Below are 21,439 nucleotides of genomic sequence, written 5' to 3'. Positions count from 1 at the left end.
GTCCACCGGGTCACCGGACAGGGTTGAGCCCACGCTGAGGAAAAGACCCGCTGCGTCATGCCACCGCGGCTTCCTTGACCGCGGCGCCGATCTCGGCACGCAGCGCCGCGTACTCCGGGGAGCCGCGTAGTTCGTCGGGTTCGACGCCGGTACGCGGCAACGTCGAGGTGAGATCCAGCGCGATCCGTCCCGGCCGTTTGGTGAGCACGATGATCCGACTACCCAGGAACGCGGCCTCGTCGGCGCTGTGCGTGACGAAGACGTTGGTGCGTCCACTGCCCGCACTCACCGCCCGCACATCCTCCTGCAACCGTTCCCGGGTCAGCGCGTCGAGCGCGGCGAACGGCTCGTCGAGCAGCAGCAGGGATGTCTCGGCGGCCAGCGCCCGGGCGATCGCCACGCGTTGCTGCTGCCCACCCGAGATCTCCCAGATGCGCCGATGGGCGGTGTCGTCCAAGCCGACTCGTTCGAGGAGTTCGTTCCGGCGTGCCGCCCGTTCGGACCTGGGGACCTTCGAATATTTGAGTGCGAGATCGACGTTGCCGCCCACGGTCTTCCACGGGAACAGGCGCGGTTGCTGGAAGACCACACCGGAGGTCACCCCCGGCACCGGCGCACCGCCCGACACCTCCACGTCGCCCACCGTCGCGGGTTCGAAGCCGGCGATGAGTCGCAAGAGTGTGGACTTGCCACACCCGGATGCGCCCACCAGCACCAGGAACTCCCCCGGCGGGACGTCCAGGTCGACCGGACCGACCGCGGTCACCGTGCCCGCACCCGTCCCGTATCTCTGGGACACGTTGCGCAGCCGGATCGAGCCGCGTTGCCCCGCGGGTCGGACCTCGGTCGTCGCAGCGGCGCGGCCCGCGGCCGGCGGACTACTGCTGTTCGAGGACACCCGGCAATCCCTCTGTGTAGATGGCCTCGCGGAACGTCTCGATCGGCGGGGCGGCGGGAATCTGCTGCTGCTCGGCGAGGAACACCGCTGCGCTGTGCAGATTCTCGGAGAGATTCCCCGGGTTGCCCTGTGTGCCGAGCCAGGTCGGACTGGTCAGCTCCGCGACGGTGAGGAAGGTGCCCTGCTTCAGCTGGTTGGCCGCATCCTCCGGCGTCGTACCCAGCTGTGCGGCGACGGCCTCGGCCGCGGCCTGCGGGTCGTCCTTGATCAGGGTGAGCGCCCGGGCCTGGACCTGGCGCCAGGTGTTCACGACCTCGGGATTCGCCGCGGCGAACTCACTGGAGACCACACCGAGGTCCAGCGTCGGCTTGCCGGCCGTGGCCAACTGTCGACTGGCGATGAGAGTCTTTCCGTCCTGGCGCAATTCGTCGAGCGTGGGCAGCCAGGTGTACACCGCGTCGACGTCGCCTCGCTGCCACGCAGCCAGGGAGGCCTGCGGCTGCAGATCGATGAGGTCCACGTCTTTCGGGTTCACCCCGGCCTGGTCGAGCGCGGCGAGCAGGCTGTAGTGGGCGGTGGAGGCGAACGCCGTCGCCACCCGCTTGCCCTTGAGATCGGCGACGGTGTCGATCCCGGTTCCGTTGCGCGCGACGAGTGCCTCGTTGTCACCGGCGACGTCGAGGACGAAGGCCACCTGGTACGGGATGTTCAGCGGCGCGGACAGTCCACGGGCCACCGGGCTGGAACCGATGGCGGCGAAGTCGACCTCCTTGGCGACGAACGCGGTGTTGATGTCGGCACCGGAGTCGAACTTGGTCCACTTGATGTTGAAGTCCGGCAGGGCTTCCTCGAGCCAGCCGTTGTTCTTGACGATCAGGTCGCCGCTCGGGAAGGACTGGTAGGCGAGCCGGATCGTCGGCTTGCTGTCGTCTTCGGAGTTGTCGACCGAGCAGCCGGCGAGTACCAGCGTCGCTGCGGCGATCACCCCGAGCACCGCACCGAACCGCGAGCGGCGCAACCGGCCCGAACCGGGCACCCCACGTGTGATTCTCATGTCTGTCAGACCTTTCCGCGCCACGGCACCACTCGGTGCTCGATTGTTCGAAGGAGCCCGTCGATGATCAGTCCGGACAGACCGATGGCGATGATGCCGACCAGGACGACGGGTGTGTTGTTGTAGTTGCTGGCGTCCTTGACCACGCCACCGATTCCGGGGATGCCGTTGAACAGCTCGGCCGCGACCACCGAGGAATAGGCGATGCCGACCGAAAGCCGTACACCGGTGAAGGTCTCGGGCAGGGCCGACGGTACGACGACGTCGCGGATCACCTCCGACCGCGACGCCCCGAGCGCGCGCGCCGCCTCGATGAGACCCACCGGCGCGGCACTGACGGCGGCGGTGGTCGCCACGGCCGCGGGCGGCAGCGCGGCGAGTGCCAGCAGGGTGATCTTGGGAGCCTCGTCGATGCCGAGCCAGATGACCAGCAGGAAGAAGTAGGCCAACGGCGGCAGTGCGCGCAGGAACGTGAGCCACGGTTCGAGCAGGCGTCGGAGCCACCCCACGGTTCCCATCGCCAATCCGAGCAGTACGCCGAGGATCACGCCGATCGCGACACCCGCGAAGACACGGCGCAGCGTCATGTACAGGTGTTCCCACCAGTAGTAGTCGGCGTAACCACGGACCCCGTCGTGCGTCGTGGACATGTCGACGAAGGCCTGCCACACGGTGCCCAGGCGCGGCACGAAGGTCTCACTCCAGATCCCGCTGACGGCGACGAGCTGCCACGCCGCGGCGAACACCACCACCGAGAGCAGCGGGAGGCCCACCCGTGTCAGCAGTGATCGCACGCGAGACGAACCGCCGGGCGACGTGCGCTCCGCCCCACCACCCGCTTCTTCCGGGGTGATGTCCACAAACAAGGTCACCGTGCATGTCTAGACATCGCGATCCCCCGCGACCAGAGTTTTCCTCGTCGAGAGGAAAACTCCCGCCGGATGCATACGAATCGGGCGCGATGTGCTTCTGGCGTGGGGTTTCTTCAGTTGCAGGGGTCAGGAGTCGCCAGGGGCAGACACTGCGTGGCGGCTTCGGCGACACCCGACGGTTTCGACCGTGCGTCGATATCCGTCGACCGTGCGTCTTTTCTCGTCGACCGTGCGCCGTTTGTCGTCGACTCTGCGTCGTTTGTCGTCGACTGTGCGTCGTTTGTCGTCGACTGTGCGTCGTTTGTCGTCGACTGATCACCCGCGAGTTCGTATTCGCTGAGCCCCTTGGGCGCGAGGATCGAAAACCGCCGGGCCGAACAGGCGACGAAGGAGCGCATCCAGGTCGATGAGCCTCGACGGCCGGGCGAAACAACCCCGAGGCGCGGACACGGCCACCCGGGACACCGGAAGGCTTTCGCGCTCGACAGAGAGAAGCACACCGATGCAACCGGCGGAGCTACTCACCCTGAAATGCGCCCCCATTCGGGCCGGTTTGGCGAAACGGGTGTGACGGTAGTTCACCACTGTCAACGGTTTACGCACAGGCGACGACAATCGACGCACAGTCGACGAAATCGACTGCACAGTCGAATATTTCGCGATCCCCGGCTTGTGGAAACTCCTCGAAATCGAACGCATGTTCCTGTACCTTGGAGTCATGCCAGAGCTCACCACCCTCCTCGATCAGCTCATCGAGACCGCACCGCCCGCCGACGAACCCACGGGCACAGCAACATTCGACGCGTTGAACGTGCTCCGGTTGATACGCAACGTCGTCGATCACCAGATCGTCACCCACACAGCACAACTCGAGGAGCTCGGTGTCGCTCATAAGGCAGGTGGCACCACCCGGCAACTCTTGATCGAGACGGGACACGCACCCGCCATCGCCTGCCGCATCATGCGCAGCGTCGACGGCCTACCCACGCTGCCCGCCCTGGCACGTCACGCCGCCGACGGACGCCTGTCGTCGGAAGTCGTCGACGCCATCGTCCGCGGGATGAACCACATCGACAAACGCTCGGCGACAGCCATTTCCGACGACGAGCGCTCCGAGTACGAGATCGAACTCATCGGTCAAGCACTCTCCGGGGCAACACCGGCAGAAGTGCTCGAACACGCCCGCACGATCGCCAACACACTGGCCGAAGCAGTCGACAGCGGCATCCCCGCCGCGGACGACGCATCCCTCAACACAGTCAACGTCCACACCACCGACGACGGCCGCGTCGACCTCCGCGCCGACCTCACCCAGGTCGTCGGCGAGAAGTTCCTGGCCATGATCGACGAACGTTCCTGCCCACGACCCGAACCCGACGGCACCGACGACCGACGCACCGCCGAGCAACGCCGCGCGGACGCGTTCGAGTTGATGCTTGACCAGGCTGCTCTCGGCGCGAGCATCGACAGCATCGGCAGTCCCCGCACGCAACTGATGCTGACCATCCCCGCCACCGGCGCCGACCAGTCAACCCTGCCGTGGACAGGGTCGGTCAGTCAGGCCACCGCGAAACAGGTGTCCTGTGACGGAACCCTGACCGAAATGGTCCTCGACGGTGAAGGTGTTCCACTACAGATGGGACACACCCGCCGACTGTTCCCAACACACCTACGCAAAGCCGTGATCATCCGCGACCAATGCTGCATCAAATGCGGAGCGCCGCCGTCACATACACAGGTGCACCACATCGAACACTGGGCCGACGGTGGTCCCACCGACCTCGACAACGGCTGCCTGCTCTGCCAACGCTGCCACACCCAAGTCCACCACCACGGCTGGGACATCGTCCTCGGCTTTGATCGCCACCCCTGGCTCATCCCACCCGCCACCATCGACCCACGGCGCCGTCCGTTGCCGGCTTACAACCGACGCACCATGCGACTCGACGACGCCGCCTGACACCCGCCGATCACACTTTCGCGTCGCACCTTCCGCACCCGGACACCTCGGGACCGCATCCGTCCTTTGACAATTCCACAGTGAACAGCAGCCGGCTCCGCTCCCGGTCGAATCGCGAGGCCGGGAACGGAGCGGCGCTGCGTGCAGGCGTGGCCAACGATCGGGCGCCCTGGGCCGGGACGATCCGCGCCTGAGTTGGGTTGCGAGCGACGTGAGCATCGAGGGATCCGTCATGTCCTGCGAATGAACTGCATCGCCAGCCCCACATGGAAGCGCCGCTTCGTATGACTTTCGCTGTCTGCAGCCGGCGCAGGTCGAGTCAGGTAGCGCCTGTGTCGTGCCGCCTCACCGGAAAGCCGGCATTGCGCGCAGCCGTCAGCTGAACGCCAGCCACAGTGCGAGCGCGAGCCCGCAGATCCCGACGACGATCCGAAGGGGGCCGGGCGGCAGGCGTTTCACGACGGGTGGGCCACACCACCCACCGGCCAGACATCCGACGGCCATGGCGAGTGCGGCCCACCACTCGACGGGGCCCCAGATCACGAAGCCGATGGCGGCGACCGTGTTGGCGATGCCGAGGAACAACGACTTGGACAGCGCCGCTCGCCACAACGGCTCACTGGTCACCACGAGCATCAGGGCCAGGATCATGATCCCGGCCCCCGCGCCGAAGTAACCGCCGTAGACCGAGATCAGCGTCAATCCCAGGATGAACACCCAGGGACGCTCGACGTGCGACGTCGCCCAGCGGCGCAGAACCGGTTGTACGAGTAGCGCGATGGCGGCGATCGCCACGAGGAACGGCACGACGGCCTCGAAGGCCTCGGCCGGCGTCGAGAGCAGCAACACCGCACCGACCGTGCCGCCGATCAGCGAGGCGACCGCGCCGACGATCAGGCGTCTACGGTCACCCTCGAGGAGGGAGCGCCCCGACTGTGCGGTGCTGCCCACCCCGACGGCGACCAGCGCGACCGTGTTCGTGACGTTGGCCGCGATCGGGCTGAGCCCGACCGCGAGCAGCGCGGGATAGCTGACGATCGAGGCCAGACCGGTGATGTAGCCGATCAGGCCGGCGCCGAACCCGGCGACGACCAGTAGAGCGAGCTCAGTGAGCGAAATGACGTGCCCCGGTGAGGTAGAGCGTCACGCCCGCCTCGTCGGCCGCCTCGATCACCTCGTTGTCGCGGATCGATCCACCTGGTTGTGCAACGGCTTTCACCCCGGCCGACAGCAGCACCTGCAGCCCGTCCGGGAAAGGGAAGAACGCATCCGACGCCCCGACGCTCCCCGACGCACGGTCACCGGCACGCTGCACCGCCAGGTGCGCTGAGTCGACGCGGTTGACCTGCCCCATGCCGACGCCGACCGACGCACCGTCGGAGGCAAGCAGAATGGCGTTGGACTTGACCGAACGGCATGCCCGCCAGGCGAATTCGAGGTCGGCGAGAGTCTGGTTGTCGGCCGGTGGGCCGGCCACGAGGTTCCAGTTGGCCGGGTTGTCCCCATCGGCGTCGAGGACGTCGCGCTGCTGCATCAGCAATCCGCCCGACACCGGCTTGGTCTCGATCCCCGTCGCCGCCGGCGGGGTGGCCACCAGCACGCGGATGTTCTTCTTGCGGGTCAGGACCGAGAGCGCGCCGTCGGCGAAGCCGGGCGCGACGATGACCTCGGTGAAGATCTCGGCGACCTGCTCGGCCATCTCCACGGTGATCTCGCGATTGGCGGCGATGACACCGCCGTAGGCGCTGATCGGATCGCAGGCGTGCGCCTTACGATGCGCCTCCGCGATGTCGGTGCCGATGGCGATCCCACACGGATTGGCGTGCTTGATGATCGCGACGGCCGGAGCGTCGAAGTCGTACGCGGCCCGCCAGGCGGCATCGGCGTCGGTGTAGTTGTTGTAGCTCATCTCCTTGCCGTGGAGCTGGTCGGCGGTCGCCACCCCGCCGGCCCCGGCGTTCCCGACATAGAGTGCTGCCGCCTGATGCGGGTTCTCGCCGTAACGCAGCACCGCGGATCGGGTCCAGGTCGCGCCTGCCCAGGCCGGGAACTGCGAATCATCCTCGGGTGCAACCACGCTCGACATCCACGACGCGACCGCGACATCGTAATCGGCGGTGTGCCGGAACGCCTTGGCGGCGAGCTTCTTCCGGTCGGCGAGCGAGAAACCCTCCGCGGCGACGGCTTCGGTCACCCGCGAATAGTCGTCCGGGTCGACCACGACGGCGACCGACGGATGGTTCTTGGCAGCTCCGCGCACCATCGACGGACCGCCGATGTCGATCTGCTCGATGCACTCGTCCGGCGTCGCGCCGGAGGCCACCGTCGCGGTGAACGGATACAGGTTGACGACGACGAGATCGAATGCGGCGACACCCAACTCGTCGAGCTGTGCGACGTGGTCGGACTTACGGGTGTCGGCGAGGATGCCCGCGTGCACCTTCGGGTGCAGGGTCTTGACGCGCCCGTCGAGGCACTCGGGGAAGCCGGTCAGCGCCGACACCTCGACGACCGGCACCCCCGCGCCGGCGATGGTCTTCGCGGTCGATCCGGTGGACACGATCTCCACCCCGGCCGCGTGCAGCGCCGTGGCGAGATCGGTGAGACCGCTCTTGTCGTAGACACTCACCAGCGCGCGCCGAATCGGTCGACGAGAGCTGTCAGGGCTGTGTGCGTTCACGGGATGCGGGCCTTTCGTCCATCGATGACTACTCCTCTGGTGACCAGTGCGGTCACCACGTCGGCGAGCAACACGCGCTCGACCGTCTTGATGCGCTCGTGCAGGGTGGCGGCGGTGTCGTCGTCCTCGACGGTGACCACCTCTTGCGCGAGGATCGGGCCGGTGTCCACTCCCTCGTCGACGAGGTGCACCGTCGCGCCGGTGACCTTGACGCCGTAGTCGAGTGCCTCGACGACCCCGTGGGCGCCCGGGAAAGCGGGTAGCAGCGCCGGGTGGCTGTTGACGACGCGTCCGCCGAACCGGCCGAGGAAGGCCGGGCCGAGGATCTTCATGAATCCGGCGGTCACCACCCACTCCGGTTCGAACGCGGCGACCTCGCCGGTCAGCGCCCGGTCCCACGTCGCGCGGTCGTCGTGATCGGCGACACGACAGGTGATGAGCGGGATGTCGTTGCGCTGCGCGACCTCCTGCGCGCGGCACGCGCGGTCGACCACGATCGCGGCGACCCGAAACGGGGAATCCCCGGCTCCGGCGCGCGCGATCAGCGACTCCAGCAGCGAACCGGTGCCCGACGCCATCACCACCAGCGGGGTGCGGCCGGGTGCCGTCGGGGAGGTCACGTCGTCGAGACTAATCGCCGTACGTTGGGCCACCCGCGCCGGGTGGCGCCGCAGACATCGTCGAGGGGCGCTCGGCCAGGGCGGTTCGGCTCAGCGTTGGCGGGACGTGCCGTGCGAACCCGGATACAGGTCGTAATCCGCGTCATCGGCGAGATCCGTCTCATCGAGATCGTCGTCGTACACGCGGTTCACCGCCGGTTCGCGCCGGGGCTGGGAGTCTGCGTCGGAGGGCTGCCGGGCATCCGCCGAACCGAAGCCGGCGTCGTCGGTGTCCGCGGACGCGTTGTCGCGCGATTCGACGCCGTCGTCGTACACGTAGTCCTCGCGTTCGTCGGCGCCGTGCTCGTCGTCCTCGAACTCAGCGCCGTCTTCGAACTCGGCGTCGTCGTACTCGCCGTCCTCGAACTCGTCGTCCGCGAACTCTGAGTACTCGTCGTCCTCGTCCAGATCGGTGACGATGACGTATTCGTCCTCATAGCCGAGGTCCAGCGGGTCGTCGAAGTACTCGTCGCCGACGGCGAGGCGTGCAGCGCGCGTCGACGGCAGGAACGCATACACGAGCACGATCAGCAGGCCGACGACCGCGATCCAGCCCAGAGTGAACACCCCGGCCGCCGACACCGTGACGGCGACGTCGCCGAACTCCCCCAGCGTCCCGCCGGCCGCGACGGTCAGGAGGGCCACCGCCGACGCCGCCACCGCCGCGGCGACACCCACCGAACGCACATGGGCCATCGGATCGAGGTCGCGGCATCGCCAGCCGACGAAGGCCGCGACGCCGGCCGGAACGAGCAGGCCGACCAATCCCCACGCCCCGGCACCCGGCCCGTCGGGCAGAACCGCGAGCACCGGGACCGGCGGGACGTCGCCGCCACGGACGGTGAACAGGTCGACGGTCATCGCGCCGAGTCGGACGTCGGAACCCACGAGTACGGCCATTGCCGCGACCATCACATTCGGGAGGTACAGCACCGAGAGCAGGCTGAGTCCCAGGAACCCGTCGAAGTCGTAACCGGTCTCGATCAGCTCACCGATCTGCCCGTGCCGCATCAGCATGCGCAGGCACACGAGCACGGCGCCGGCGACCAGCAGCATCAGCGCCGCCACCAGTCCGTACCGGAATCCGCGACGATCGGCGTAGGTCACGCGTCCACGGACCGCGAAGTCGCGTCGCCGGCTCCACACGACGCCGGCCAGGGCCGCGCCGCCGTGTATGCCCAGTGTGTACAGGAACGCGAGCAGCGCACTCGGCGTCTGGACCGGCAGGACCGATCCACCGTCCATCACGACCGCCAGCGACATCGCGGTGATGAGTACCGGGCCGATCACCGCCGAGAAGACGACGGCACCCAGGTCGAACAGGTCGTGCCGATCGCGTTCGGCCGAGTTCGTGCCGCCCGCGACCGCCCGGGCCGTCAGCCAGGCCGTCCCGGCGGCGACGGTCAGCGTCGGCAGCAACGGCAGCACCCCGACAGTGACCCCGCTGATCGTGACCGGCACCTGGTGGATGGCCAACCAGCCCGAGGCGATCGCGCTCGGAAGTCCGGTCAGCCCACTGCCGGCGAGAAGCAGCACCGAGAGCATGACGACGATCAGCGTCACCAGCGCCAACGCGGGAACGGTGAACGCCACCACTGCGAGTTGCCGGGCCGAACCCTCGGCCGCCGTGCGTTGCGCACGACGGGATCGCCGCAGGTTACGAAGCTGCGACGCCAAATTGTCCGTACTCGGGTCCGGCTTGAGGGAGGGCATCGTCATGAGCCTGACACGGTCCCGGCCGAGGCCGTCGTAGACGCGCCGAGGGGCTGCGAAAGGGAGGCAGCTCACCGGGTGGCTGCACACGAACAGTGCCCCGCCGACCGACGGTCGACGGGGCACCGAGTGGAACTGTGTCTGTCAGTTACCGCTGCCGGTGGGCGGCTCCGGCTTCTGGAACACGGTGGTGGAGTGGTCTCCGGCCGGGGTGTCGGTCCCCGTGGGAGTCGCGGATGCGCCGGGTGCGGAGGGCGATGCGCCCGAGGAGCCGGCGGAGTACTGGCCGGGACGATAGTCGCCGTAGCCCGATTCGCCGTAGCCCGACTCGCCGTGTCCGGACGCCGAACCGGCAGCCGACGCCGACGATTCGCTCGCCCCGCCGGAGTAACCGCTCTGCCCGGTCGCCGACGCGCCCGACGACTGCGAGTAGGCCGACGGATCGTAATTCGATGAGGCCTGTTGGCCGTACTGTGCCTGCGCACCCCCGGTGCCATAGGCGGTGGTCTGCGCGTCGCCGTATCCACTCGTCTGCTGATGCGCACCGGTGTCGGACTGCGACGCCGCGGACGAGCCGGGGGTCACGGCTGCGGTCGCAGCACCTGCCGCGGGCGCCACCTTGATGACGGCGGCGTCGACCAGCAACCACACGACGGCGAGCACCGCGGACAGAAGGGTGAAGATCAGCAGCACGATCGCCCCGGCACCGTTGTCGTCGATGTTGAGGAACTGGAACAGCGTGATCAGGAACGAGGTGATCGCCAGCGACGCCACGATGGGAGCCGCCGGGACCTTGATGCCCGGGATCAGCGAGATCAGCGCCAGGATTCCGGCGACGCTGATCAGCGTGTAGGGAGCGTTGTACTGCGTCTGGAACAGCTTGAGCGCGAAGTCGTAGGACTCGGCCGCGGACAGGAACCCGCTGAAGAGCACGATTAGGCCGAAGGCGCCGATCGCGGCGGCGAGGAGCACCGGGGTGATGGCCGGGAGCCCCTGGCTCGGCTGCTTGGCCGGCTGCGGGGAGTGGCCGTACTGGCCGTAGCCCTGCTGGCCCTGCTGGCCGTACTGACCCTGCTGGCCGTATCCGGGTTGGGCGTAACCCTGCTGGCCGTAACCCTGAGCAGCGCCCTGCCCGTAGCCCGGTTGCGCCTGGCCGTAGGACTGTCCGGCCTGCCCGTACTGCTGGCCGTACCCCTGCTGGCCCCCATACTCCTGGCCACCGTATTGCTGCCCTTGACCGTACGGGTCGGAACCGGGGGCGGGGCTGGACTGCGGACCCGTGTTGTGGGCGCCGGACTGGGGGTATCCGGACTGATTGCCGTACTGGCCGTAGGACTGTCCGGACTCGGGCTGCTGCTGCCCGTAGCCGCCGGGTGGGTAGGTCATGACGATCTCCTGGTCGGGTCGGGTCGGTCGGTCAGGATCAGCGGGTCGCGTCGAGGTGACGGCGTCCGGCCGTCGCCCCCCACGAGCGCAGAACTGATGACCACGCTAGTACACATGCGTGCCGGGCCTCATGCCCCTTGCACAACGCGACCGCCACGCCGGTGGCGTGGACTCGCTCACCAGCGATGCAGGCGTCCCTGCTCGGCGTACCAGTTGATCAGCGCATAGTCGTCGACGGCCTTGGGGTCGATGTTGACCTCGGATCGGCCTGCCAGAATCGCGGTGACCGGAACCTCGAGTTTCTTGCCGGTCCGGGTGTGCGGGATGCCCGGGGCCTCGATGACCTCATCGGGTACATGGCGTTTGGAGAGACGGTCGCGGACCGCGGCCGCGATCCGGTCGATCAGCGCGTCGTCGAGCGTCGCGCCGGGGACCAGGGTGACGAACAGCGGCATCCAGTAGGCACCGTCCGGCCCGTCGACGCCGAGCACGAAGGCCTCCGCGACCTCGTCGAGCGCCTCGACGACCTCGTAGATGTCGGCCGATCCCATGCGAATCCCGTGGCGGTTCAACGTCGCGTCGCTGCGTCCGTGGATCACCAGCGACCCGCGCTCGGTCACGGTCACCCAGTCGCCGTGACGCCAGACCGGCTTGTCGGGGTTCGACGCACCGCCCTCCCACTCGTGGGCGAAGTACGCGGCGCGGTACCGCGCACCGTCGGGGTCGTCCCAGAAACCCACGGGCATCGACGGCATCGGCGCGGTGACGACGAGCTCGCCGACCTCCCCCACCAGCGGGCGCGCGTCCGGCGACCAGCTCTCCAGCGCCACACCGAGGTAGCGGACCGACAGTTCGCCCGGCACGACCGGCACCCCCGACGACCCGCCGGCGAACGCGGACACGATGTCGGTGCCGCCGCTGATCGACGAGATGGGCAGCCCGGCTCGGACGTGGTCCTCGACCCAGGTGAAAAGATCTGCGGCGAGGGAGGATCCGGTGCTGCCGAGGGTCCGCACCCGGCGCAGGTCGTGCCGGCGACCCGGCTCGAGGCCCGCCTTCCGCGAGGCCTGCAACTGCCCGGGACTCGTACCGAAGTAGGTGACCCGTTCGTCGTCGACGATCTGCCAGAGCCGGTCGGGGTCGGGATACAGGGGCGAACCGCTGTAGCAGACGATGCGCGAACCGCAGAGGAGTCCGGCGACCTGATAGTTCCACATCATCCAGCTCAGCGCGGTCTGCCAGAAGAACACGTCGTCCGCGCCCAGGTCGCCGTGCAGGGCACCGGCTTTCAGATGCTCCAGGAGGACTCCCCCGTGCCCGTGCACGATCCCTTTGGGCCGTCCGGTCGTCCCGGAACTGAAGAGCACCCACAGCGGATGGTCGAAGGCGACCGGCACCGGCCGGAAGTCGACGGGGTCACCGCCCACGGCCTCGGCGTAGTCGACGGTGGACGACGAGGCGTCGGTGTCGCCGATCGTGATGTGCGCGAGGAGGTTCGGCAGCAGCGTCGCCAGTTCGGCACTGTCGGCGCGCTTGTCGACGACCTTGCCGTTGTAGCGATAGCCGGCCGCGGTGAACAGCACCTTCGGCGCGAGCTGGCCGAGGCGACCCGCCGCACCCAGGGGCGCATAATCCTGACCGCATCCGGACCAGACCGCCCCCAGGGATGCCGTGGCGAGGAAGGCGATGACGGCTTCGGGGATGTCGGGCAGGTAGGCGGCGACCACGTCACCGGGACCCACCCCGTGCGCACGGAGGGTCGAGGCCAGGCCTGCGACCTGCGACGGCAGATCAGCCCACGCGATCTCCGATCGTTCACCCGCCTCGTCGATGCCGACGATCGCGGCGCCGGGCAGGTGTGCGTGTCGCAGGATCTGGTCGACGTAGTTCAGGCGAACCCCGGGAAACCACACGGCGCCGGGCATCCGGTCGTCGGCGAGTACCGCCTCGTCGGAGTCTCCGAGAGGTTCGGCGGAGAGAGCGTCGACGTCGAAGAACTCCCAGACCGCGCGCCAGAACTCTGCCGGCCGCCGCACCGACCACGACCACAGATCGTCGTAATCGCCTGTGTCGAACCCGAATCGCTCGTGGACGAACTGCGCGAAGCGGTTCATCCGAGTGTCCGCGGTCCGCGCCGCGTCATCGGTGGTCATCACCGCAGCTGCTCGAGGATCGAGACCGCCTCGTCCCGCATCGCCACCTTGCGGACCTTTCCGGTGACGGTCATCGGGAACTCCTCGACCACGTGGACATAGCGTGGGATCTTGTGCCGCGCGATCTTGCCGGTGGCGAACTCGCGCAGGTCGTCTGCGGTGAACCCGGAGGCGGTGTCGCGCAACCGCACCCACGCCATCAGTTCCTCACCGTACTTCTCGTCGGGCACCCCGATGACCTGGGCGTCGAGGATGTCGGGATGGGTGTAGAGGAATTCCTCGATCTCGCGGGGATAGATGTTCTCGCCACCGCGGATCACCATGTCCTTGATGCGTCCGGTGATCCGGACATAACCGTTGTCGTCCATGTCGGCGAGGTCGCCCGTGTGCATCCAGCCGTCGGCGTCGATGGCCTCGGCGGTCTTCTCCGGTTCGTTCCAGTAACCGGTCATCACCGAGTAACCGCGCGTGCACAGTTCACCGGTCTCGCCACGTCCGGAGGTCTCTCCGGTACCGGGGTCGACGATCTTGATCTCCAGGTGCGGCCCGACCCGGCCGACGGTGGTGACACGCAGTTCGAGCGGATCGTCGACCCGCGTCTGCGTCGACACCGGCGACGTCTCGGTCATGCCGTAACAGATCGACACCTCACGCATGTGCATGCGGTCGACGACCTGTCGCATGACGTACTCCGGGCACGGCGATCCCGCCATGATGCCGGTGCGCAGGCTCGACAGGTCGACGTCGAGCCCGTCGTCGAGCAGGCCGAGCTCGGCGATGAACATGGTCGGCACGCCGTACAGACTCGTGCAGCGGTACTCCGCAACCGCTTCGAGGGTGGCCCGCGGGTCAAACGCCGGCGCCGGGATGACCATCGCCGCACCGTGACTCGTCGCCGCGAGGTTGCCCATCACCATGCCGAAGCAGTGGTAGAAGGGCACGGGCAGGCAGATCCGGTCGTCGGCGGTGTAGTTCAGCAGTTCGCCGACGAGGTACCCGTTGTTCCCGATGTTGCGGTGCGACAGCGTCGCACCCTTGGGGAATCCCGTGGTGCCCGAGGTGTATTGGATGTTGATCGGGTCGTCGGGCGACAGTGACGCGGCCACCTCGGAGACGCGTTCGAGCTCCTCGGCACTCGCTTCGACGCACAACGCGTCCCACTCGTCGGAACCGAACAGCACCACCTCACGCAGTTCGGGGCACCGGGGACGCGCCTGCGCCAACATCGATGCGTACGCGGAGTCCTTGAAACTGTCGGCGGCCAGCACCACACTCGTCCCGGACTGCTGCAGCGCGTACTCGATCTCGTTCTGGCGATAGGCGGGGTTGAGATTGACCAGCACGGCGCCGATCTCGGCGGCGGCGTACTGCGTCAGAACCCACTCGAACCGGTTCGGCGACCACAGCCCGACCCGGTCACCGACCGACACACCGAGTCGCAGGAGTCCCGCCGCGACCGCGCGCACGTCACGGTGGAACTCCGAATATCGCCATTCCCGTCGCGCCGCGGCGTCGATCAAGGCCGTCCGGTCACCGTAGGTCTCGACCGTGCGGGCCAGAGTGGCGCCGATGGTCTCGGTGAGCAGGGCCGGTGTCTCCTCGCCGCGCGTGTGTGCGGTCGTCGGGTGAGCCTCGGTGCTCATGTTCTGCTCCGGTCTGTCTTCGGGCGTCGACGCCCGGGGTGGATTGGGGTGCGTGGGTCAGTTCTCGCCGGCGGGATCGGGACGCGTACCGCTGACGCGGGAGAGGACGACCTCGGCCTGGCGCAGGACAGGTCCGTCGATCATCTGGCCGTCGACGCTGAACACCCCGCCGGCGTGTTCGGCGGCACCGTCGAGGATCTTGCGCGCCCAAGCGACCGCCTCATCGGACGGTCGGTATCCGTCCCGGATGTGGTCGACCTGGGACGGATGGATACACGCGGTGGCGGTGTAACCCAATGCCACCGCGTCGCGGACCTCGGCCACGAGTCCGTCGACGTCGTCGATGTCGAGGTGCACGGAGTCGACGGCGAATTTTCCGTGCGCGGCGGCCGCGATGCGGACCATCGAGCGCACCCAGCTCGCGACGTCCCGGTACTCACCGGGGCGGGATTCGCCGGGACCGAACCGGCTCGACGTGCCCCCGAGACCGGCGACGAGATCCTCTGCCCCCCACATCAGTCCGATGCAATTGGAGGTCGCGGCGATGTCGCGTGCCCGGGTCGCGCCGAGCGGCGTCTCGATCAGGGCGATCGTCTGGAACGCAGTGTCCAGTATCGAGGAGACGTCCTCGGCCTTGGCCTGCATCACCACCCGGTAGTTCGTCTCCGCCACGGCCGCGAGATCCCGTCGATAATCGCCGGTACCGGCCGGGTTGATCCGCACGATGGTGCGATCCGGATCCACGGGATGGGCGACGAGGGCCTCGCGGGCCACGACGCGGTTCGCCGGCGACACCGCGTCCTCGAGATCGATGATGACCACGTCGGCACGGTCGAGGGCCTTCTGGTATCGCTCGGGACGGTCGGCCGGGCAGAACAACAGGGCCGGCCCGGGCGGCAACCACGCGTTGGCGAGTTGCGGTCCCACCGGTCCGTGACCTGCCCGATTCTGACCTGCCCGGTTCTGACCTGCATTGACCGGGCCACCGGGTGGGTCCTCGAAGAACATCGTCGTCACTCCGTCCGTTGCTTGCGCACCAGCGTTGCTCGTGCGGCGCGGGCGACGACCTCGCCGTGCTGGTTGCGTCCGATGTGGGTCAAGTTCACCACGCCTTCGCCCGGGCGCGACCGCGATTCGCGTTTACCCGTGCACTCGGTCTCCGCGTAGAGCGTGTCGCCCGCGAACAGCGGTGCCGGAAATGCGACCTCGCTGAATCCGAGGTTCGCGACGAGGGTGCCCTGGGTCAGTTGCGAGACCGACAGTCCCACGATCGTCGACAGGGTGAACATCGAATTGATCAGGCGCTGCCCGCCGAAACCCGGCTGTTCCGCCGACCAGGCGGCATCGAGATGCAGCGCTTGCGTGTTCATCGTCAGCGTGGTGAAGAGCACGTTGTCGGCCTCGGTGACGGTGCGTCCGGGACGGTGTTCGTAGATCGTGCCCTCGTCGAACTCTTCGAACCACAGCCCCCGCTGGACGATTCGGCGTCCCTCGGACCCGCCGTTCTCCGCCGGGGCGGATACCTGGCTGCCGCTCATGCGAAACCCAGCTCACGGGCGATCAGCATGAGTTGCACCTCGGTGGTGCCCTCGCCGATCTCGAGGATCTTGGAATCTCGGTAGTGGCGGGCGACGGGGTATTCGTTCATGAAGCCGTATCCGCCGTGGATCTGGGTCGCCGTCCGCGCGTTGTCCATCGCCGCCTCACTGGCGATCATCTTGGCGATCGACGCCTCCTTCTTGAACGGCTTGCCCGCCAGCATCTTCGCCGCCGCGTCGTAGTAGGCGGTGCGGGCGACATGGGCGCGGGCCTCCATCCGGGCGATCGCGAACGACACCGACTGGTACTCGCCGATCGCCTTGCCGAAGGACTGACGTTCCTTGGCGTACTTCACGCTCTCGTCGACGCAGCCCTGCGCGACGCCGGTCGCGAGGGCCGCGATCGCGATGCGCCCCTCGTCGAGGATCGACAGGAAGTTGGCGTACCCGCGTCCGCGGACACCGAGCAGGTTCTCCTTGGGAACCCGTACGTCGGTGAAGGTCAACGGGTGTGTGTCCGAGGCGTTCCACCCGACCTTGTTGTACGCCGGCTCGGCGGTGAAACCCGGTGTGCCGGAGGGCACGATGATGGTCGAGATCTCCTTCTTGCCGTTCTCCTTCACCCCGGTCACCGCGGTCACGGTCACCAGCGAGGTGATGTCGGTGCCGGAGTTGGTGATGAACTGCTTGCCGCCGTTGATGATCCACGAGTCGCCGTCGTCGCGGGCGGTGGTCGCGGTGGCGCCCGCGTCGGATCCGGCACCGGGTTCGGTGAGGCCGAAGCCCGCGAGAGCGGTGCCCGCGGTGAGTTCGGGCAGATGCCGCTGCTTCTGCTCCTCGCTGCCGAAGCGGTAGATCGGCATGGCGCCCAGGCTCACACCGGCTTCCAGCGTGATGGCGACGGACTGGTCGACCTTGCCGAGCTCCTCCAGTGCCAGCGACAGGGCGAAGTAGTCGCCGCCCATGCCACCGTATTCCTCGTCGAACGGGAGGCCGAAGAGCCCCATCTTGCCCATCTGGGCCACGACGTCGTACGGGAAACTGTGCTCGGCATCGTGTTTCGCGGCCACCGGCGCCACCACGGTCTGCGCGAAGTCGCGGACCGTCGCGATGAGGTCGGTGTACTCCTGGGTGAGTTCCATGTGAATCCTTCTACTGGGAGTCGACAGTTGATTCGGGTGTGGTGACGACGGCGAGGATCTGTCCCGCATCGACCTTGTCGCCCGCCTTCACCGAGATGTCCACGGAGCCGTCCACCGGCGCGGTGAGTGCGTGCTCCATCTTCATCGCCTCGACGACGACGATCGACTGGCCGGCGGACACGTCGTCGCCGGTCTCGGCGGCGACGGCGACCACGGTGCCCGGCATCGGGCTGGTGATCTCACCGGCGTGCTCGGCGGCCGCCTCGTCGAGGAGGGGTCGGGCGAGTTCGAGCACCCAGGTACCCGATGGTCCTGCCACCCACCAGCTCTCGCCGACGCGGACACTCGACCACGACTGTGACACCCCGTCGACGACCAGGCGGTCGGACTCGCGGACGTCGCCGGGTTGCGCCGGCAGGTAGACCACGTGACCGGTCCACGACGCCTGCGCTTCGTCGTCGAAGGTGACGGTCGCGGTTCCCGAGATGGATCGGGCGTCGGCGGCATCGACCTGGATCGAGACCGTCGAGTGGCGCCCACCGGCGACGAGGCGGGTGATCACCGGGGCGGGACGACCGACCCGCCAGCCGACCGCGGAGGACCAGACGTCACCGGCATCGCGCGTCCCGATCCGGGCCAGGCCGACGAGCACCTGGGCCTCGGGGATGGGCTCCGGCGCAGCGTAATCGGTGACGAGACGATCGAGCAGTTCGGTGTCAAGGTCGGCGTCCACGACGGCCTGCTGACGCAGGACGAAGCGGCAGAAGTCGATGTTGGTGACGACGCCCAGGACCCGAGTCTGGGCCAGCGCCTGATCGAGGCGTTCCAGCGCCTCCTCCCGGTCGGTTCCATGGGCGATGACCTTCGCGAGCATGGGGTCGTAATCGCTGCCGACGTGCAGACCGTCGAGCATGGCCGAGTCGACACGGATGCCGCTGCCCGGCGTGGTGTCGGGATGGACGAGATGTTCGATCGTGCCGCCGGTGGGCAGGAAGCCACGAGCGGGGTCCTCGGCGTACACGCGAGCCTCGATCGCGTGGCCGCGCATGGTGATCGCCTCCTGCCGCAGGCCCAGCACCTCGCCGCGGGCGACGCGGATCTGCTGCTCTACGAGGTCGACTCCGGTGACGGACTCGGTCACCGGGTGCTCGACCTGCAGTCGCGTGTTCATCTCCATGAAGAAGAACTCGTCCGGCCGGTGCGCCGACACGATGAACTCGACCGTCCCCGCGCCGGTGTAGCCGACACTACGGGCGGCATCGCAGGCTGCCTCGCCGATGCGTGCCCGGGTCTCGGCGTCGAGCAGCGCCGAGGGCGCCTCCTCGATCACCTTCTGGTGCCGTCGCTGCAGTGAGCACTCGCGTTCGCCCAGATGGATGACGTTCCCGTACTCGTCGGCGAGCACCTGCACCTCGATGTGACGCGGGGTGTCGACGAAGTGCTCGAGGAACAGTGCGTCGTCGCCGAACGCGGCGGCGGCCTCGCGCCGGGCTCGTTGCAGGGCCGCCGGCAGTTCGGACGGTTCGGCGACGCGGTGCATGCCCTTGCCGCCGCCACCCGCGCTGGGCTTGATCAGAACCGGGAAACCGATGTCCGGCGCCGCGGCGATCAGATCGCCGTCGGTCAGGCCGGGACGCGACAGACCCGGCACCACCGGCACGTCGCGTGCGGAAACGGCGGCCCGGGCGGTGATCTTGTCACCCATCGTCGCGATCGCCTCGGCGGGCGGCCCGATGAAGACGATGCCCGCCTCCGCGAGCGCCGCCGCGAACTTCTGGTTCTCCGAGAGGAATCCGTACCCCGGGTGGACGGCGTCGGCACCGGTCTTGCGCGCCGCGTCGACCACGACCCCGATGTCGAGATAGCTCTGGGTCGCAGCGGCCGGACCGATGTGGACGGCGACGTCGGCCTCGCGGACGTGCCGGGCCTGCGCATCGGCATCGGAGTAGACGGCGATGCTGCGTATTCCCATGTGCCGCAACGTGGCGATCACCCGGCAGGCGATCTCACCACGGTTGGCCACCAGGACACTTCGGATGGGTCTGGTACTCACGGTCGGGGTCCTCGGGGTCGGCGGGACGGGGCGGCGGTGCAGAACACGTTCGGGCTGAGCGGTTCCGGGGGGAGCTGATTCGGCATCGGCGATCACATCCGGAAGACGCCGTAGCGCGGTTCGGCGAGTGGTGCGTAACGGGCTGTCTCGAGGGCGAGGCCGAGGAGGGTCCTGGTCTGCGCGGGGTCGACGATGCCGTCGTCCCACAACCGCGCCGTCGAGTAATAGGCGTCGGACTGTCGCTCGAACTGCTCGCGGATCGGAGCCTTGAACGCTTCTTCGTCGTCGGCCGTCCAGTCGTCACCCGACCGCTCGATCTGGTTGCGCCGCACGGTTCCGAGGGTGTCCGCGGCCTGCGGTCCGCCCATGACCGAGATGCGGGCGTTGGGCCACATCCACAGGAACCTCGGCGAGTACGCGCGCCCGCACATCGAGTAGTTTCCCGCGCCGAACGAGCCGCCGACCATGACGGTGAACTTGGGGACGCGCGCGCAGGCCACCGCGTTGACCATCTTGGCCCCGTTCTTGGCGATGCCGCCCTGCTCGTAGGCCTTGCCGACCATGAAACCGGTGATGTTCTGCAGGAACAGCAACGGGATTCGGCGCTGGTCACACAGTTCGATGAAATGCGCCCCCTTCAGCGCGGATTCGCTGAACAGCACGCCGTTGTTGGCGATGATCCCCACCGGGTGACCGTGCAGATGGGCGAAAGCGGTCACGAGACTGGTGCCGTAATTCGCCTTGAACTCGGTGTATTCACCTCCATCGCACAGGATCTCGATGACCGAACGCACGTCGTAGGGGGTTCGTGGGTCAGTGGGCACCACGTCGTAGATGTCGGTCTGCGGCCGCAGCGGCTCACGCACCGGGACGGTCTCCCACTGCGGGGCCTCGCGGGGGCCGAGGGTCGCGACGATCTCGCGGACCTTGGCGAGCGCCTGCTGGTCGTTGTCGACGAGATGGTCGGTGACACCCGACACCGACGAGTGCATCGCGCCGCCGCCCAGGTCCTCCGCCGACACGTCCTCACCGGTCGCCGCCTTCACCAGGGGCGGACCCGCGAGGAAGATGGTGCCCTGATTACGCACGATCACCGTCTCGTCGCTCATCGCCGGGACGTAGGCACCGCCGGCGGTCGAAGATCCGAGGACCGCGGCGATCTGTGGGATTCCCGCCGCGCTCATGGTCGCCTGGTTGTAGAAGATGCGGCCGAAATGATCGCGATCGGGGAACACCTCGTCCTGCTGGAGCAGCATCGCACCGCCCGAATCGACGAGGTAGATGCACGGCAGCCGATTGGCCGCGGCGATCTCCTGCGCGCGCAGGTGCTTCTTGACCGTGACCGGGTAGTACGTGCCACCGGACACCGTCGCGTCGTTGGCGACGATCATGCACTCACGACCCGCGACGCGACCGACGCCCGCGATGACCCCCGCGGCGGGCACCTTGTCGCCGTACATGCCGAAGGCCGCGAGCGGGGCGATCTCGATGAACGGCGATCCGACGTCGAGCAGACCGTCGACCCGATCCCGGGGCAGCAACTTGCCGCGAGCCATGTGGCGTTCGCGCGCCTTGGCGCCACCGCCGGCGGAGACGACTCGGAGGCGTTCGCCGAGCAGGTCGAGATTGCGCAGGTGTGCGGCCCGGAAGCCGTCGAGCGTGCTGGTCACCGTCGACCCTTCAGTTAG

General features: G+C 68.1%; 16 protein-coding genes. 1 reads left to right on the top strand and 15 read right to left on the bottom strand.

Going from position 1 to position 21,439, the window contains the following annotated elements:
- Positions 1–55: 55 nt before the first annotated feature.
- From AC3B6C_RS14400 to AC3B6C_RS14390, 3 genes are read right to left on the bottom strand one after another with little or no spacing between them, the layout of a single operon-like run.
- Entirely contained in the window at positions 56–898 is an 843-nt protein-coding gene (locus tag AC3B6C_RS14400) for an ABC transporter ATP-binding protein (RefSeq protein ID WP_488373254.1), read from the bottom strand.
- Positions 879–1,952 carry a taurine ABC transporter substrate-binding protein gene (locus AC3B6C_RS14395; protein ID WP_488373253.1) on the bottom strand — a complete coding sequence of 358 codons (1,074 nt, stop codon included), beginning with the start codon at positions 1,950–1,952 and terminating at the stop codon, positions 879–881. The genes AC3B6C_RS14400 and AC3B6C_RS14395 overlap by 20 nt, the downstream gene beginning before the upstream one ends.
- Positions 1,953–1,957: 5 nt before the next feature.
- A complete protein-coding gene (locus tag AC3B6C_RS14390; RefSeq protein ID WP_010843527.1) occupies positions 1,958–2,824 on the bottom strand; it encodes an ABC transporter permease in 867 nt (288 codons plus the stop codon).
- 697 nt (positions 2,825–3,521) lie between these two features.
- Between AC3B6C_RS14390 and AC3B6C_RS14385 the strand changes: the two genes are divergently transcribed.
- Positions 3,522–4,784 (top strand): HNH endonuclease, encoded by a 1,263-nt coding sequence (locus AC3B6C_RS14385; RefSeq protein ID WP_488373252.1) that lies wholly within the window; start codon positions 3,522–3,524, stop codon positions 4,782–4,784.
- Between the two features lie 375 nt (positions 4,785–5,159).
- Here the strand turns inward: AC3B6C_RS14385 and AC3B6C_RS14380 are convergent, their stop codons facing one another.
- The 12 genes from AC3B6C_RS14380 to AC3B6C_RS14325 form a co-directional block, all read right to left on the bottom strand.
- Entirely contained in the window at positions 5,160–5,903 is a 744-nt protein-coding gene (locus tag AC3B6C_RS14380) for a sulfite exporter TauE/SafE family protein (protein ID WP_488376266.1), read from the bottom strand.
- Positions 5,890–7,464, bottom strand: coding sequence for a bifunctional phosphoribosylaminoimidazolecarboxamide formyltransferase/IMP cyclohydrolase (gene purH, locus AC3B6C_RS14375; protein ID WP_488373250.1), 1,575 nt, complete (start codon positions 7,462–7,464; stop codon positions 5,890–5,892). The genes AC3B6C_RS14380 and purH overlap by 14 nt, the downstream gene beginning before the upstream one ends.
- Positions 7,461–8,084, bottom strand: coding sequence for a phosphoribosylglycinamide formyltransferase (purN, locus tag AC3B6C_RS14370; protein ID WP_488373249.1), 624 nt, complete (start codon positions 8,082–8,084; stop codon positions 7,461–7,463). Before purN ends, purH begins: the two co-directional genes overlap by 4 nt.
- A 90-nt stretch (positions 8,085–8,174) precedes the next feature.
- Positions 8,175–9,836: a cell division protein PerM gene (locus tag AC3B6C_RS14365; RefSeq protein ID WP_488373248.1), complete on the bottom strand. Its 1,662-nt coding sequence runs from the start codon at positions 9,834–9,836 to the stop codon at positions 8,175–8,177.
- 144 nt (positions 9,837–9,980) lie between these two features.
- Complete coding sequence (locus tag AC3B6C_RS14360; RefSeq protein WP_488373247.1) at positions 9,981–11,222, bottom strand: DUF5336 domain-containing protein; 1,242 nt, start codon at positions 11,220–11,222, stop codon at positions 9,981–9,983.
- A gap of 176 nt (positions 11,223–11,398) precedes the next feature.
- Positions 11,399–13,375, bottom strand: a complete 1,977-nt coding sequence (locus AC3B6C_RS14355) for an acetoacetate--CoA ligase (protein ID WP_488373246.1) — start codon at positions 13,373–13,375, stop codon at positions 11,399–11,401.
- On the bottom strand, positions 13,375–15,018 hold the full coding sequence (locus AC3B6C_RS14350) for an AMP-binding protein (RefSeq protein ID WP_488373244.1): 1,644 nt from the start codon (positions 15,016–15,018) through the stop codon (positions 13,375–13,377). Before AC3B6C_RS14350 ends, AC3B6C_RS14355 begins: the two co-directional genes overlap by 1 nt.
- A 57-nt stretch (positions 15,019–15,075) precedes the next feature.
- The gene (locus tag AC3B6C_RS14345; RefSeq protein ID WP_035717799.1) at positions 15,076–16,026 is read right to left on the bottom strand and encodes an HpcH/HpaI aldolase/citrate lyase family protein; all 951 of its coding nucleotides are present in this window, start codon (positions 16,024–16,026) and stop codon (positions 15,076–15,078) included.
- A gap of 5 nt (positions 16,027–16,031) precedes the next feature.
- Positions 16,032–16,556, bottom strand: a complete 525-nt coding sequence (locus tag AC3B6C_RS14340) for a MaoC family dehydratase (RefSeq protein ID WP_488373241.1) — start codon at positions 16,554–16,556, stop codon at positions 16,032–16,034.
- Positions 16,553–17,698 (bottom strand): acyl-CoA dehydrogenase family protein, encoded by a 1,146-nt coding sequence (locus AC3B6C_RS14335; protein ID WP_488373240.1) that lies wholly within the window; start codon positions 17,696–17,698, stop codon positions 16,553–16,555. The genes AC3B6C_RS14340 and AC3B6C_RS14335 overlap by 4 nt, the downstream gene beginning before the upstream one ends.
- Before the next feature lie 10 nt (positions 17,699–17,708).
- Entirely contained in the window at positions 17,709–19,751 is a 2,043-nt protein-coding gene (locus AC3B6C_RS14330; RefSeq protein WP_488373238.1) for an acetyl/propionyl/methylcrotonyl-CoA carboxylase subunit alpha, read from the bottom strand.
- A gap of 92 nt (positions 19,752–19,843) precedes the next feature.
- Positions 19,844–21,421: a carboxyl transferase domain-containing protein gene (locus AC3B6C_RS14325; protein WP_488373237.1), complete on the bottom strand. Its 1,578-nt coding sequence runs from the start codon at positions 21,419–21,421 to the stop codon at positions 19,844–19,846.
- Positions 21,422–21,439 lie beyond the last annotated feature (18 nt).

It is taken from the genome of Gordonia sp. 11cp (assembly GCF_057767225.1).
This window is presented reverse-complemented; position numbering and strand designations above follow the sequence as displayed.